General features: G+C 71.8%; 15 protein-coding genes. 5 read left to right on the top strand and 10 right to left on the bottom strand.

The annotated features are described in order from the left end of the window. Window positions 1-43: 43 nt before the first annotated feature. From BM393_RS10730 to BM393_RS10710, 5 genes are all read right to left on the bottom strand, one after another. Window positions 44-982, bottom strand: a complete 939-nt coding sequence (locus BM393_RS10730; RefSeq protein ID WP_091724750.1) for an amidohydrolase family protein — start codon at window positions 980-982, stop codon at window positions 44-46. Between the two features lie 68 nt (window positions 983-1050). Then, window positions 1051-2022 (bottom strand): NAD(P)-dependent oxidoreductase, encoded by a 972-nt coding sequence (locus BM393_RS10725; RefSeq protein WP_091724749.1) that lies wholly within the window; start codon window positions 2020-2022, stop codon window positions 1051-1053. A 1-nt stretch (window position 2023) separates the two neighbouring features. Continuing rightward, entirely contained in the window at window positions 2024-3061 is a 1038-nt protein-coding gene (locus BM393_RS10720) for a tripartite tricarboxylate transporter substrate binding protein (RefSeq protein WP_091724748.1), read from the bottom strand. Window positions 3062-3249: 188 nt separating this feature from the next. Beyond that, window positions 3250-3933, bottom strand: a complete 684-nt coding sequence (gene ligK / locus BM393_RS10715; protein ID WP_091724747.1) for a 4-carboxy-4-hydroxy-2-oxoadipate aldolase/oxaloacetate decarboxylase — start codon at window positions 3931-3933, stop codon at window positions 3250-3252. Window positions 3934-3983: 50 nt separating this feature from the next. Next, window positions 3984-4679 (bottom strand): substrate-binding domain-containing protein, encoded by a 696-nt coding sequence (locus BM393_RS10710; protein ID WP_254783337.1) that lies wholly within the window; start codon window positions 4677-4679, stop codon window positions 3984-3986. Between the two features lie 165 nt (window positions 4680-4844). Between BM393_RS10710 and BM393_RS10705 the strand changes: the two genes are divergently transcribed. Beyond that, window positions 4845-5756, top strand: a complete 912-nt coding sequence (locus BM393_RS10705; RefSeq protein ID WP_091724745.1) for a LysR family transcriptional regulator — start codon at window positions 4845-4847, stop codon at window positions 5754-5756. Here BM393_RS10705 and BM393_RS10700 read toward each other — a convergent pair. Beyond that, entirely contained in the window at window positions 5704-6228 is a 525-nt protein-coding gene (locus BM393_RS10700; protein ID WP_091724744.1) for a GNAT family N-acetyltransferase, read from the bottom strand. The genes BM393_RS10705 and BM393_RS10700 overlap by 53 nt on opposite strands. Beyond that, window positions 6216-6566: a DUF1778 domain-containing protein gene (locus BM393_RS25720; protein ID WP_217648415.1), complete on the bottom strand. Its 351-nt coding sequence runs from the start codon at window positions 6564-6566 to the stop codon at window positions 6216-6218. Before BM393_RS25720 ends, BM393_RS10700 begins: the two co-directional genes overlap by 13 nt. 323 nt (window positions 6567-6889) lie before the next feature. On the opposite strand from BM393_RS25720, the gene BM393_RS10690 reads away from it, so the two are divergent. Then, window positions 6890-7045 (top strand): DUF3309 family protein, encoded by a 156-nt coding sequence (locus tag BM393_RS10690; RefSeq protein ID WP_091725332.1) that lies wholly within the window; start codon window positions 6890-6892, stop codon window positions 7043-7045. Window positions 7046-7130: 85 nt separating this feature from the next. On the opposite strand, the gene BM393_RS10685 is transcribed toward BM393_RS10690, so the two are convergent. Both BM393_RS10685 and BM393_RS10680 read right to left on the bottom strand, forming a co-directional pair. After that, window positions 7131-8450, bottom strand: a complete 1320-nt coding sequence (locus tag BM393_RS10685; RefSeq protein WP_091724742.1) for a 3-oxoacyl-ACP reductase — start codon at window positions 8448-8450, stop codon at window positions 7131-7133. Further along, the gene (locus BM393_RS10680) at window positions 8447-9352 is read right to left on the bottom strand and encodes an ATP-binding protein (protein WP_091724741.1); all 906 of its coding nucleotides are present in this window, start codon (window positions 9350-9352) and stop codon (window positions 8447-8449) included. The genes BM393_RS10685 and BM393_RS10680 overlap by 4 nt, the downstream gene beginning before the upstream one ends. A gap of 137 nt (window positions 9353-9489) precedes the next feature. Between BM393_RS10680 and BM393_RS25245 the strand changes: the two genes are divergently transcribed. Further along, window positions 9490-9936 (top strand): DUF4148 domain-containing protein, encoded by a 447-nt coding sequence (locus BM393_RS25245; RefSeq protein ID WP_175538280.1) that lies wholly within the window; start codon window positions 9490-9492, stop codon window positions 9934-9936. A 190-nt stretch (window positions 9937-10126) separates the two neighbouring features. Here the strand turns inward: BM393_RS25245 and BM393_RS10665 are convergent, their stop codons facing one another. Further along, the gene (locus BM393_RS10665; RefSeq protein ID WP_091724740.1) at window positions 10127-11179 is read right to left on the bottom strand and encodes an alpha/beta fold hydrolase; all 1053 of its coding nucleotides are present in this window, start codon (window positions 11177-11179) and stop codon (window positions 10127-10129) included. 256 nt (window positions 11180-11435) lie between these two features. Here BM393_RS10665 and BM393_RS10660 point away from each other — a divergent pair, with 256 nt between their 5' ends. Both BM393_RS10660 and BM393_RS10655 read left to right on the top strand, forming a co-directional pair. Then, entirely contained in the window at window positions 11436-12545 is a 1110-nt protein-coding gene (locus tag BM393_RS10660; protein ID WP_091724739.1) for a beta family protein, read from the top strand. Beyond that, the gene (locus BM393_RS10655; protein ID WP_091724738.1) at window positions 12515-12895 is read left to right on the top strand and encodes a DUF2946 family protein; all 381 of its coding nucleotides are present in this window, start codon (window positions 12515-12517) and stop codon (window positions 12893-12895) included. Before BM393_RS10660 ends, BM393_RS10655 begins: the two co-directional genes overlap by 31 nt. Window positions 12896-12933: the final 38 nt, after the last annotated feature.

Here is a 12933-nt window from a genome sequence, read left to right as displayed (position 1 = left end):
CGGTTCGCCATCGGGCGCATCTGGCTCGTCGGGTTCATCGGGCTCATCGGGATGAGACCTCCGGCCAGTACAGCCGCATCGGGTTGTCGACCAGCAGGCGCTGGCGCAGCGCGGCGGTGGGCGCGATGCGCGGGATGAGGTCGACCAGCAGGCCGTCGTCGGGCATGTGGTCCTTGAGGTTGGGGTGCGGCCAGTCGGTGCCCCAGAGCACGCGGTCCGGGAACTCCTCGACGACGTGGCGCGCGAAGGGGATCACGTCGCGGTAGGGCTCGGTCTCGCCATCCAGCGCCGGCGGGCCGCTGGCCGAGAGCCGCTCCGGGCAGGTGACCTTGCTCCAGACGAAGGGATGCTCGCGCAGGAAGCGCAGGAACAGCGCGAACGCGGGGCCGTCCACCGGCTGGGTCACGTCGGGCCGGCCCATGTGGTCGACGACGACGGTGGTGGGCAGCGCGGCGAAGAAGTCCCACAGCTCGGGCAGGTCGGGCGCCTCGAAGTAGAGGACCACGTGCCAGCCCAGCGCCTTCACCCGGTGGGCGATCTCCATCAACTCGTCGCGAGGCGTGGAGTCGACCAGGCGCTTGACGAAGTTGAAGCGCACGCCGCGCACGCCGGCCTCGTGCAGCTCGCGCAGCTGCGCGTCGGTGACGCCGCGGCGCACCGTGGCCACGCCGCGGGCGCGGCCGCCCGAGGCGCGGCAGGCATCGACCATCGCGCGGTTGTCGTCGCCGTGGCAGGTCGCCTGCACGATGACGTTGCGGCTGAAGCCGAGCCGGTCGCGCAGCGCGAAGAGCTGGGCCTTGCCCGCGTCGCAGGGCGTGTATTTGCGCTCGGGCGCGTAGGGGAACTCGGCGCCGGGACCGAAGACGTGGCAGTGCGCGTCGACGGCCCCTTCGGGCAGCTGGAAGCGTGGGGTCGACGGGCTCGAGTGCCAGTCGAGCCAGCCCGGGGTCTTGTCGAAGCCGCCGGTGGTGGGAAGCGTCATCGCGGGGTCCTTGTGCGAGAGCGGGAAATCGGGGAGGGAAGTCGGTGGCCGTCGGCGAGGCGCAGCGCTCAGCCGTGCGGCGGGAGCCGCGGCTTGGCCAGGTGCGCCAGCAGCCGGTCGGCCTCGGTGCGCCAGTCGGGGCTGCGGCCGAAGGCCGGATCGCCGCGCTGGCCGAAGAGGCCGTCCTCGGCCAGGTCGGCCATCCAGGCCTGGCGTTCGGCGGTGCCTTCGGCGCTCCAGGGCGTGAGCCCGGCGTCGCGGACGGTCTCCGCGACCTCGCGCACCTCCTCGCTGCGGCGCCGGCCGTGCTGGATCACGCGCTGGAAGAAATACGCGGCCTGCCTTTCCCACTCGATGCCGGGGAAGGTCTCCTTCAGCGAGGCCAGCACCGCGTCCTCGACGCCGTAATGGCGGGCGGCGGTGAGGCTCTCGATGATCATGGCCTCCAGGCCCTTGATCATGACGCTGCGGCACATCTTGGTCGCGCTGACGATGCCGAGCTCCGCGCTGCCCACGCTGGCGGCGAAGCCCAGCCGCGCCAGCAGCGGCGCGATCGCGCCCGCATGCGGACCGCCCAGCAGCAGCGGGACCTTGATCCGGTAGGGCGGCACGCTGGTCATCACCGCTCCCTCGACATAACGGCCACCGGCCGCCTGCACCGCCTCGGCCGCCTCGCGCTTGGCCTTGGGCGAGGCCGAGTTGAAGTCCAGCACGAAGGTGCCGGGCCGCAGGCCCGCGGCGGCGGCGCGCGCCGCGTCCAGCGTCTGGCTGGCGGTGACGGCGCTCACGACCAGGTCGGCCGGCGTGGCCACCATCGTGGCCGAGGGGCTGAGCCCGACGCCGAACTGCACGGCGTGCTCGCGCATGGTGTCGGCGTCGGCGGACGGTGACTCCAGCTTCAGGTCGTAGGCGTTGACGGCGACGCCGACGGCGCGCAGGTCCTCGGCCAGGATGCGCCCGACCTCGCCGTAACCGACGAGGCCCACGCGCAGCTCGTCCAGCGCCGGCGGCTGGCCGTGATCGGAGGCGGCGGTGCTCATGTCAGTCCAGCGAGAGGTTGAAGCGCTTGATCAGCGCGGCGTACTTGGCCGACTCGGCGGAGATGAAGCCCATGTACTGCTCCTTCGTGGTCGGGAAGACGTCGTAGCCGAAGGTGACATAGCGCTCGCGGATGTCGGGCTCGGCCAGCGCAGCCTCGATGTCGCGCTGGATGCGCTCCTGCACCGCCTTGGGCAGCCCGCGCGGCGCGGCGATGGTGGTCCAGCCGGTGGCCTCGTAGCCGGCGGGGCCGCCGGACTCGGCCACGGTGGGGACGTCGGGGAAGGCCGGGTGGCGCTTCGGGCTGGTGATGGCGATGAAGCGGATCTTGCCGGCGCGCTGCAGCGGCCCGGCCGTCGCCATCGTGCCCAGGGCGAAGTTGAGTTCGCCGTTGGCCACGGCCGTGTAGAGCATCGACGTCTCCTTGTAGACGACGTGCGTCATCTGCGTCTGGGTCATCGCCTCGAGCTGCGCCGCGCCCAGGTGCACCGGGTTGCCGACCGACCAGGAGCCGTAGTTCAGCGCGCCGGGATGGGCCTTGGCATCGGCCACGATGTCGCCGACGGTCTTGTACTTGCTGTTGGCCGACACGCCGACGAAGAAATAGGCCTTGAACAGCGGCGCGATCGGGTCGAAGTCCTTGACCGGGTCGTAGGGCAGCTTCTTGAACAGGTGCGGATAGATGACCAGGTGGGCGTTGTCCAGCTGGATCAGGTCGTGGCCGTCGGTGGCGCCGCGCTTGAAGGTGTCGATCGCGATGAAGCCGTTGGCGCCGGGCTTGTTCTCGACGATCACCGGCTTGCCCCACTTCTTGGACAGCTTCTCGGCGACGACGCGGGCCACGGTTTCCGGACCGGCACCGGCCGGGAAGGGCGTGAGGATGCGCACCGGCCGGGTCGGCCAGTCGGTGGCGGGCGCGCTGGCCTGCGCCGTGGCGAGGCGGGGCAGGGCCGCGGCGAGCAGCGCGGCGGCGGCCAGGGCCAGGACTTGCCCGCTGCGGGCGAGGGCGGTGCGGCGGGCGCGAAGGCGGGGTGCGGTCATCGTCGTTGTCTCCAGGGGCGTCGATCGTCGGCCTCTGCGGGGCGGGCCGTTCGGGGGAGGGGGACTGCGGTGGGGACTGCGGGGGACTTCAGAGGGACTTCAGAGGGACTTCAGAGGGACTTCAGAGGGACTTCAGGGCGACTTCAGGGGAACTGCGGGAACCAGGGACGGCGGGCGGACTGGCCGGATCAGTCGATGTAGCGCAGGCCGGCCTTGGCCAGCGGCTCGCGCATCTTGTACAGGTCCAGTCCGAGCACGCCGGCGGCGAACTGGTCGCGCTTGGCGCCCTCGTTGGCCTCGCGGGCGGCGGCGGCGTCCAGCGTCTTGGACGCCATCGTGGCGGGGACGCAGACGATGCCGTCGTCGTCCGCGACGATCACGTCGCCGGGATGGACCAGCGCGCCGGCGCACACGACCGGGATGTTGACCGAGCCGGGCGTCGCCTTGATCGTGCCCTTGGCCGAGATGCACCGGCTCCAGACCGGGAAGCCCATCTCGTTGAGCGTGCGCACGTCGCGGACGCCGGCGTCGATGACCAGCGCGCGAGCGCCGCGCGCCTTGAAGGAGGTGGCGAGCAGGTCGCCGAAGTAGCCGTCGCTGCACTCGGCGGTGACGGCGGCGACGACGATGTCGCCCTCGCGGATCTGCTCGGCGGCGACATGCAGCATCCAGTTGTCGCCGGGCTGCAGCAGCACGGTGACGGCGGTGCCCGACACCGACACGCCGGTCTGGATCGGCCGCATGTAGGGCTTGAGCAGACCGACCCGGCCGAGCGCCTCATGGACCGTCGCGGCGCCGAAGTGGCCGAGCGCGTCGGCGGCCGTGCGGTCGGCGCGGGTGATGTTGCGGTAGACGACGCCGAGTTCGTACATGGCGGATTCCTGGTGGGCGGTGGACGGTGGGCGGTAGAAGGGGGCTCGCTTCAGGCCGCCGGCGTGGCCAGCCCGAGTCGACGGCGCAGCGCGTCGTGGTGGGCCGAGGCAAAGTCGTCGACGACCCGCTGCGCGGTGGCGGGTTCGCCGCTGTTGGCGGCGACGGCGGCGGTGAAGCGGGTGACGATCTCCAGGCCGGGTGGCATCGGGCCCAGCAGCGTCACGCCCGGATGGCCCAGCAGTTCGCTGAGCTGCTGGAAACCCAGGTCGACATCGCCCTGGGCGACCATCGTCGCGACGGGGACGCCCGCGGGCGACTGGCGCAGGCGCGCGGCCAGCGCCTCCTTCAGCCCCCAGTCCGCCAGCAGGGCCAGCAGGGCCTGGCCGCTGGGGCCGGTCGAGTAACCGATAGCGCGCGCATCCAGCAGCGCCTGGCGCAGCGCGTCGGCGCTGTCGACGGCGGGCCGTGCCTGACCCTCGGGTGCGGCGACGTACATCGGCGAATCCGCGATCGGCCGCAGCGAGCCGGCCCGCAGGCGGCCGGCGGCCGCCAGGCGGGCCATCGCGTCGGCGGCCAGGACGACGAGGTCGACCGCCTCGCCGGCCTCGACGCGACGGGCGGCATCGACGCCGCCGATCGACTCGAAGCGGATCTCCAGGCCGTGCGCGGCGGTGTAGGCGGCGGACAGCTCGGCCAGCAGCACGCGGGTGGCCATCGAGGAAATGCCGGAGAGGGGGGCGATCACGAGCGGGGTTCCGTTGGAGGTCGAGGTCGGAGGGGCGGGGGAGGGATTGCGGCGGATTCTGGTCCGGTCGGGCCAGACGATCCAGTTCTAGCTTCCACTAGCTGATATTCCGATCGGGCATGGACCGGATGGTCTGGCCATGCCGGATCGTGAGAGCATCGCCGCATGAACCTGACCCAGCTGGAAACCTTCGTCCATGTCGCCGAACACGGCAGCTTCAGCAAGGCCGCGATGGTGCTTGGCGTGGCGCAGCCGGCCCTGAGCCGGCAGGTGCGGGCGCTGGAGACGGAGCTGCACGAGACCCTGCTGCTGCGCAACGGGCGCGGCGTGGCGCTGACCGAGGCGGGGCGGCGGCTGCTGCAGCACGGGCAGGACATCCTCAACCTGGTGAGCCACGCGAAGGACGACCTGCGCTCGCGCCGCAGCGAGCCGGTGGGGCAGATCACGATCGCGATGCCGCCGACGCTGGCGCGCTTGCACACGCTGGCGCTGATCCGGGCGTTCCAGGCGGAGATGCCGCAGGCGCGGCTGACGATCATGGAGGGTTTCTCGGTGCACCTGACCGAGTGGCTGCTGACCGGGCGCACCGACCTGGCGCTGGTCTACAACCCGGAGCCGCTGCCGGCGCTGGAGATCCTGCCGCTGCGCCGCGAGCGGCTGTGCCTGGTGAGCCCCAAGGACCAGGCGCCGGCGCGGCCGCCGACGCTGTCGCAGTTGTCCCGCTATCCGCTGGTGATGCCGCAGCGGGGGCACATCTTCCGCGCGCTGATGGAGCAGGCGGCGGCGATGGCGGGCGTGCAGCTGGACGTGCGCTGGGAGGTGGCGAGCGTGCCGGCGATCCTGGACTGCGTCGCGGCGGGCATCGGCCACGCGGCGCTGGGCGAGGACGCGCTGCAGATCTACGAGCGGCCGGAGCGTCTGGTCACGACGCCGTTCGCGCGGGCGGACATCCAGAGCACGCTCTGCCTGGTCACCCCGACCAGCAAGCGCGCGACGCCGCTGATGCAGCGCACGGCGGCGGTGCTCATGCGCATGGTGGGGGACGGCGCGGGGCCGTTGGGGAAAGAGCGAGCATGAGCATCAGAGGCTCCATGGGTGACGACGCGAATCCCTGCCGGATGTAGAACGCCTTGGCACGATGATCGATCGCGTGGCAGAGCAGGCCCTTGCCGCCGGCGATCCGTGAAGCCTCTTCGGCGCGGGATCGTGCGTCCTGCAGCAAGGCGGCGCCGATGCCCCGGCCGTTCCATGACGCGTCCACGGCCAGGCGCCCCAGCAGGTACATCGGGATGGGCGTTGGCGCGTTGCGACGCAGCGCGCCCTTGGCGAAGCGCGCCTCGAGCGCCGTTGGCGCGATCGAGTAGTAACCGATCACGATGCCGCGCGCCGTGGCGACGACATAGGTCCTGGATGCACCGCTGGCCTGGTTGGATTCCGCCCGCTGCTGGAGCCACGCGTCGAGGACGACGTGTCCGCAGGAGAACGCGCCGCGGACATGCGCGGTCGTCAGCAGCTGAGGCGGGTGGAGTGCATCCGTCAGGTCGCCCATGGCGCTTTCCTGGCCATGAGCCGCTGGAAGCCGGGGTTCTCGTCCAGCGGGCGGTCGAGCAGCGCCTGACAGGCGCTCAGTTGCGCCTCGTCGAGGCCGAACGTGGCCCGGTGCAGCAGCGTCGCTTCGGAAGCATCCAGGATGGCATCCATCAGAAAGGCCTCGCGTGATTTCTCCGCCGCGGCGGCGGCGCGGTCGATCAGTTCGCAGACTTCCGCGGGCAGGCGCAGGCCGATCGTGTCTTCGGCAGGTCGGGGGCCTCCCGACTGTCCAAGCGAGGGCGGGAGTTTTGCGAGCGCCGGAGCGCTCGATCGGGCATCGAAGGGGAGGGTGGTCATGATCAAGTGGCAAGTCAAAGGGCGAGGGGTCGACATGCTGGTGCGCGGAAGGCGGATCGGCAAGTCGGCCCGGCAGGGTCGCGACGTGATTGCTGCACTCGATTGATCTGCCTCAATGCACGACGCGACGGAGGCCATGCTCGCGGAAAGCAGGTGCGCTTGACCATCGCTCTGAATGGGCGGGAAGAGAGGGCCCGCCAATGGGGGATCGCGCGGGGGAGCTCGATGGGCGGCGCAGGCACAGCGGTTGCCACGCAAAGGCATCTGCCGGCGGCGCTCCTGGGCGCCGGCCGGGATCGATTCACAAGATGCCGGAGATCCGCATGATCAGCACCATCCTGCTTGTCGTCCTCATCCTGCTCCTGATCGGCGCGCTGCCCGCCTGGCCGCACAGCCGCGGATGGGGCTACTACCCCAGCGGCGGCCTGGGCCTGGTGGTGCTCATCCTCGTCATCCTGCTGCTGATGGGCTACATCTGACCAGTCGGTCAGCGGCCACCGGGGCGCGCTCGCCCCGTCAGCTGGCCGGGGCGCTCAGGCGCCCGTCCATGATGGCCCGGAGCGCTCACGCGCCCAGCAGCGACTGGCCGCACACGCGCAGCACCTGGCCGGTCAGCGGATGCGCGGCGGGCGAGGCCAGGAAAGCGATCGCTTCGGCCACGTCCGCCGGCGTGCCGCCTTGCTTGAGCGCATTCAGGCGGCGCCCCGCTTCCCTCACCATCAGCGGCATGCGCCGTGTCATCGCGGTCTCGATGAATCCCGGCGCCACGGCGTTGATCGTGCCGGCGCGTTCGGCCAGAGGCGCGGCGCGTGCCGCGACGTAACCGATCAACGCGGCCTTCGACGCGCTGTAGTTGGTCTGCCCGGCGTTGCCGGCGATGCCGCTGATCGACGACAGGCAGACCTCGCGGACGCCCGCGTTCAGCAGGCCCGCTTCGTCCAGGCGCGCATCGATCGCCAGGATCGCCGCGAGGTTCACCGCCATCACGGCATCCCATTCCGCCGTCGACATCCGCGCCAGCGTGCGGTCGCGGGTGATGCCGGCGTTGTGTACCAGCACGTCGACGCCACCGACCCGGTGCACGGCATCGACCAATTCGTCGACCGTGCCCGCCGCGGTCAGGTCCGCGGCCAGCAGCGGGCCGTCGAGCTCGCGCGCCAAGGCCTCCAGCGGCTGGCGCGCCGCCGGCACGTCGACACACAGCACCCGCAGCCCGTCACGCGCCAGCCGACGCGCGGTGGCGGCGCCGATCCCGCCCGCGGCGCCGGTCACCAGCGCCACCGGCTGCGGCCGGTCAGGCGCGGGCGCCGCCTCCTTGCGCCAGGCGAGCACCTGTCCGGACACGTAGGCCGAGCGGTCCGTCGCGAAGAAGCGCAGCGCGCCCGCCAGCGATTCGGCCGACGCCGCGCCTTCGCCCAGCACCAGCGCATTCGCGGTCGCGCCGCGGCGGCCGATCTCCTTGGCCAGCGCGCGGATGAAACCGGACACGGCCTGCAGGCAGGCGGCTTCGGCCGCACTTGCCGCGCCGGAAGAACTCAGCGCGAGCACCCGGCCACCGGGCGCCAGCCGCGAGACGCCGAACTGCGCCTGCATGAACAGCGCCTGCAGCGCGGCGACATCGCGGCAGCCGGTGGCGTCGATGACCAACGCGCTCGCCGGCGCATCGCCCGCCGCCGTGCCGCCTTGCGCGGCGATGGCCGCCAGCAGCGAGGGCATTGGCGCCATGCTCCCCGGCGCGATCACGCTCAGGAGACGTCCCGCCAGTTCCTGGTCCTCCCAGGCATCGTGGCGCCGCAGGAGGGGCACCGGCTGCGGCAGGCCGAGCGCGCGGGCGACGCGGCGACCCAGGGGATGTTGGACGAAGGAGAGCAGGCGATCGGTCATCGGGGCGAGGCGGGCGGGGAACTCGTCGAGGCGGACGGCGTCGACGCACGCGCGCCGGAGGGGGCCGCCTCGGGCCGGCGCGCAGTGTAGGCGGGCGCGCGCCGGCCGCCGGTCAAGGTGAACCCGATGCGCGTCTCCCCGTCGCCGGACCGCGCGAACGGCGCGCCGCCATGCATGCGCGCGATCGCGTCGACGATGGACAGCCCCAGCCCCAGATGCTCCCCGGATGGCCCGGCGCCGACCGCCTGCGACTCGCGCGAGGACTCCGCCCGATAGAAGCGATCGAAGAGCCGCGGCAGGCGGGCCGCCGGAATCACCGGCCCGAGGTTGGCGACCCACAGCCGGATGACACCGCCTCGAACCGGCTCGATGCCCACGCGCAGCGCGCTGCCCGGCGTCGCATAGCGGGTCGCGTTGTCGATCAGGTTGGACAGCGCGCGCTTGAGCAGCGCCGCATCGACCTCGGCCGCGCCGTCGCCTTCGATGCGCAGGGACAACCCGGCTTCGTCGAGGGCGGCATCGTGGTAGTCCGCCACCTCGCGCGCCAGCGCCGCCAGGCTGTCGACGGCTTGACGCCGCGCGCGCTGGCCGCCGTAAGCGCGGGACAGGAACAGCATGTCGCCCACGATGTCCTGCATGCGATGCAGTTCATCGAGATGACCGCCCAGGCGATCCGCGACGGTCGGCGGCAAGCCGCCCTCGCGCAGGGTCAGCTCGGTGCCGGCGATCAGCGTCGCCAGCGGCGTGCGCAGTTCATGCGCGACGTTCGCGCTGAAGGCCTCGCGCTGCGCGCAGGAACGCCGCTGCCGCTCGAGCATCGCGGTCAACTGGTCCACGCGTTGCCGCAGGGCGCGCAGCAATCCGCCCGCGCTGCGCAACGATGACAAAACGGTCATCCGCATGTCCGCCTCGTGTCAGCGCGGACTGCGTAGAGTCGATCCCAAGGCGTTTGAAAAGCGCGCCGACGCAGCGGGATCCGCTCCGCGGCAACGCGATGGATCACGCGTGCTGGACCACTTTCAACCGAAGGAGTTTCACCATGCATCACTTCAAGAAGCTGTCGATTCCCCTGGGCGCCGCGGCCCTGGCCGCCGCACTGGCCGTGCCCGCCTTCGCCCAGGTGGAGGAAGAGATCGTGTCCGGGCCCAAGTCCCGCGACCAAGTGATCGCGGAGCTGGAGCAGGCCCGCGCGGACGGCACCCTGGCCCAGTTGCAGGGGGAGCACAGCTATGCGCCGGACTTCGATGAAGCCCGCGGCATGGACGTGCAGTATTCGAATCACCAGGCCGATGCCGATGTGACGGTGGGCATGTCGTCGGACACCAGCAGCGAAGTGCGCTTCTCCGCACCTGCTGCGGGCGGCAAGACACGTGCCCAGGTCATGGATGAGCTGGAACAGGCTCGCGCCGACGGGACGCTGGAGCGTCTGTGGAGCGAGCAGGGGTATGCGCCGGAGTTCGAGGCGGCGCGTTCGTCCACTCGCTGATCGCTCCCTCAGATCCCGCACCGGCCGTGACGATCCGCTCGTCGGGTCCGACCGGAACCGTGCTGGCCTGATGGACCGCAGGATGGACTTCGGATGACCCGACCCGTACCGAACGGTCATCGCACTTCGAGCAACGGGGTTCCCGCATGGGAACCCCGCTTTCGTTTCCGCACCGGAAATTCTGAGGCGCTCAGAACCGCCTGACGTCGAGGATGGCTTGCGCGAACGCCTTCGGCGCTTCCTGCGGCAGGTTGTGGCCGATGCCGCCGCGCAGGTCGCGGTGCTCGTAACGCCCGCTGAACTTGGGCCGATAGGCGGCGGGCGACGGATGAGGCGCGCCGTTGGCATCGCCCTCCAGCGTGATCGTCGGAATGCCGATCACCGGCGCCGCGCCGATGCGGGCCTCGATCGCATCGAAGCGCGGCTCGCCCTCGGCCAGCCCGAGGCGCCAGCGGTAGTTGTGCACGACGATGTCGACATGGTCCGGGTTGGAGAACGCGGCCGCGCTGCGAGCGAAGGTCGCGTCGTCGAAGCGCCATTGCGGCGAGGCCAGCTGCCAGATCAGCCGCGCGAAGGCCTCGCGGTGTTGCTGGTAGCCCAGGCGGCCGCGCTCGGTCGCGAAGTAGTACTGGTACCACCATTGCAGCTCGGCCGCCGGCGGCAGCGGCTGCTGGTTGACCTGTCGGCTGACCAACAGGTAGCCGCTGACGGACACCAGCGCCTCGCAGCGCTCCGGCCATAACGCGGCCAGGATGCCCGCCGTGCGCGCGCCCCAGTCGCAGCCGGCGACCAGCGCCTTCGGAATGCGCAGCGCGTCCAGCAAGGCGATGGCATCGCTGGCCAGCGCGCCCTGCTGGCCGTTGCGAGGCGTGCCCGCCGACAGGAAGCGCGTCGTGCCGTAACCCCGCGCGTAGGGAACGATCACGCGATGTCCGGCCGCGGCCAGCAGGGGCGCGACCGCCTCGTAGGTATGGACGTCATACGGCCAGCCATGCAGCAGCAGCACCGGCGGGCCGTCGGCGGGGCCCGCTTCGACGTAGCCCACGCGCAGGTCGCCGGCGTCGATCTCCTTCAGGACGCCGAAGGCCGGCGAAACGGCGATCGGCGATCCGCTGGCGCCGGGTGCGTCACCCGCAGGGGCGGCGGTGGCGGCCCGGCTCAGGCCGGTCGGGAGGGCAACGGCGGTGGCCGCGGAAGCGGCGCCGATCAGGAAGCGGCGGCGGGGCAGCGAGGCCTCGGTCATGTCGGTCTCCAGGGTGTGGTGGCGAAGGCCCCAGTGGACCGGGCGGATGTATCGCCGGCTTGTCGACTTGCGGGCCGGGATGCATGCCGGTGTCGCCCGGGCGCCAGCAGATACAGCGGCATACAAACGCGTCGTCCGCTGCGATTCCTGACATCGATCAATCCCGCCGCTGGCATACGAGGCCCCGCGTTCCTAGCCTGCGCGGACCGGGCGCGCGGGGCGTCCGCGACCGGGGCAGGGCCCCAAGGAGGAGTCGATGAAGGACGTGTCGCTGGACGAGATCGTCTACTTTCCCTCGCTGCGGACGCAGCCGGCGGAACTGCTGGGGCTGCGCGAGCTCGATCGGGCGCGCAAGCGCCGCATGCTGCCCCTGCTCACGCTGACGCCGACGCCGCGGATGCCCGCCCTGGTGGATTTCCGCCATGCCGCCCGGCAGGCGGAAGAGGTGATGCGCTCGCTGCCCTACCTGGTGGACCTCGGCCGTGCGCCGTCCGAGCATGCCGCGGCCTGGCGGCAGCTGGTCGATCCGGCGCAGGGGTTCCGGCTCTGGCGCGAGTTCGTCCAGGACCATCCGGGTGCGCTGCCCGTGGTCCAGGCGCCCGACGGTGCCAACCCGCGCGCCGTCGCGCAGCAGGCGGTGGACATCGAGCGCGAGTTCGGCCTGGTCGTCTTCCGCCTGCGCGGCGCGGTGCCCTTGACGACCGGCGTCGAACTGGCGCTGGACCAGCTCGACGCACCCGGGCGGGCGCTGGTCGTCCTGGACTTCGGGACCGAACGGGACTGGCTGCTGGGCTGCGCGGGCAACGCGCGTGACCTGGTGCTGCGCTGGCGAGCCAGATGGCGAGACCTGCGCGTCGTGGTGATGGGCAACAGCTTTCCGTCCGCGGCGCAGGCGCTGGGCCGCGCGCCGACCGGCGAGTTCCCGCGTTCGGGGCGCCTGGCCCTGCTCGAGCGGGAGTTGCACCGACGGGTGGGCGCCTCGGCGCGGGTCGCTTATGGCGACCACGGGTCGGTCCACGCGCCCAGCGAGCCTGGCGCCGAGTGGCCGCCGGGCCTGGTGCGGATCGATTACACGCGGCAGGGCGAATGGCGCTTCGAGCGACGACTGCGATCGACCGTCGACGAGGCCAGCCAGGAGGCGGCGTCGGCGATCGTCTCGGGCGCGCCGGGCTTCGGGGAACGCGGCCTCTGGGGTGAGCACGCGATCCAGGAGGCCGCGAACGGCCGGGCCTTCGCGCGCGGCCGGGAGGAGTGGACCGCCGTGCGTGTCAACCTGCATCTGGCGACGCAGGTCGACGAGATGATCGAGGAAGCGGCCGCCTATACTCGCGCTCCATGCGCCGCTGGTTCGCCGTCTTCCTGCTGATCCTGGTGCCGCTCCAGCTGAGCTGGGCGGTGGCGGCGACCTATTGCGGGCATGAGGAAGATCCCGCCGCCCGTCATGTCGGGCATCACGAGCATCGTCATGAGGGCGAGCATCGGTCCGGCTCCTCGCCGGAGGCCCCATCCGCCGACGCCGCCAAGGCCACCCATCCGCCGACGCCCTGCGTCGACGACGATTGCGGCTTCTGCCATCTGGGGCACACCCAGCCGGTGGCGAGCACGCCGCTGGAGCTGCCGGCCGTGAACGGGCCGATCGCTCGCGCCGCCGCGCCCGAGTCCTGGTCCTCGCGCGGCCCCGACCGCCGCGAACGCCCCAATTGGCGCACCGCCTGAGCGGCGGGCGCCTCCTCATTCCCTGATCCTCGACCGCC

This window comes from Mitsuaria sp. PDC51 (assembly GCF_900113225.1).
GTDB lineage: Bacteria > Pseudomonadota > Gammaproteobacteria > Burkholderiales > Burkholderiaceae_C > Roseateles.
Note: the sequence above shows the minus strand (reverse complement) of the source record. Positions and strands in the feature narration are given on the sequence as shown.

Coding starts and splice junctions, on each gene's coding strand:
- BM393_RS10730 (WP_091724750.1), bottom strand. CDS start 982: ATGACGCTTCCCACCACCGGCGGCTTCGACAAGACCCCGGGCTGGCTC.
- BM393_RS10725 (WP_091724749.1), bottom strand. CDS start 2,022: ATGAGCACCGCCGCCTCCGATCACGGCCAGCCGCCGGCGCTGGACGAG.
- BM393_RS10720 (WP_091724748.1), bottom strand. CDS start 3,061: ATGACCGCACCCCGCCTTCGCGCCCGCCGCACCGCCCTCGCCCGCAGC.
- ligK (WP_091724747.1), bottom strand. CDS start 3,933: ATGTACGAACTCGGCGTCGTCTACCGCAACATCACCCGCGCCGACCGC.
- BM393_RS10705 (WP_091724745.1), top strand. CDS start 4,845: ATGAACCTGACCCAGCTGGAAACCTTCGTCCATGTCGCCGAACACGGC.
- BM393_RS10700 (WP_091724744.1), bottom strand. CDS start 6,228: ATGGGCGACCTGACGGATGCACTCCACCCGCCTCAGCTGCTGACGACC.
- BM393_RS25720 (WP_217648415.1), bottom strand. CDS start 6,566: ATGACCACCCTCCCCTTCGATGCCCGATCGAGCGCTCCGGCGCTCGCA.
- BM393_RS10690 (WP_091725332.1), top strand. CDS start 6,890: ATGATCAGCACCATCCTGCTTGTCGTCCTCATCCTGCTCCTGATCGGC.
- BM393_RS10685 (WP_091724742.1), bottom strand. CDS start 8,450: ATGACCGATCGCCTGCTCTCCTTCGTCCAACATCCCCTGGGTCGCCGC.
- BM393_RS10680 (WP_091724741.1), bottom strand. CDS start 9,352: ATGCGGATGACCGTTTTGTCATCGTTGCGCAGCGCGGGCGGATTGCTG.
- BM393_RS25245 (WP_175538280.1), top strand. CDS start 9,490: ATGCATCACTTCAAGAAGCTGTCGATTCCCCTGGGCGCCGCGGCCCTG.
- BM393_RS10665 (WP_091724740.1), bottom strand. CDS start 11,179: ATGACCGAGGCCTCGCTGCCCCGCCGCCGCTTCCTGATCGGCGCCGCT.
- BM393_RS10660 (WP_091724739.1), top strand. CDS start 11,436: ATGAAGGACGTGTCGCTGGACGAGATCGTCTACTTTCCCTCGCTGCGG.
- BM393_RS10655 (WP_091724738.1), top strand. CDS start 12,515: ATGCGCCGCTGGTTCGCCGTCTTCCTGCTGATCCTGGTGCCGCTCCAG.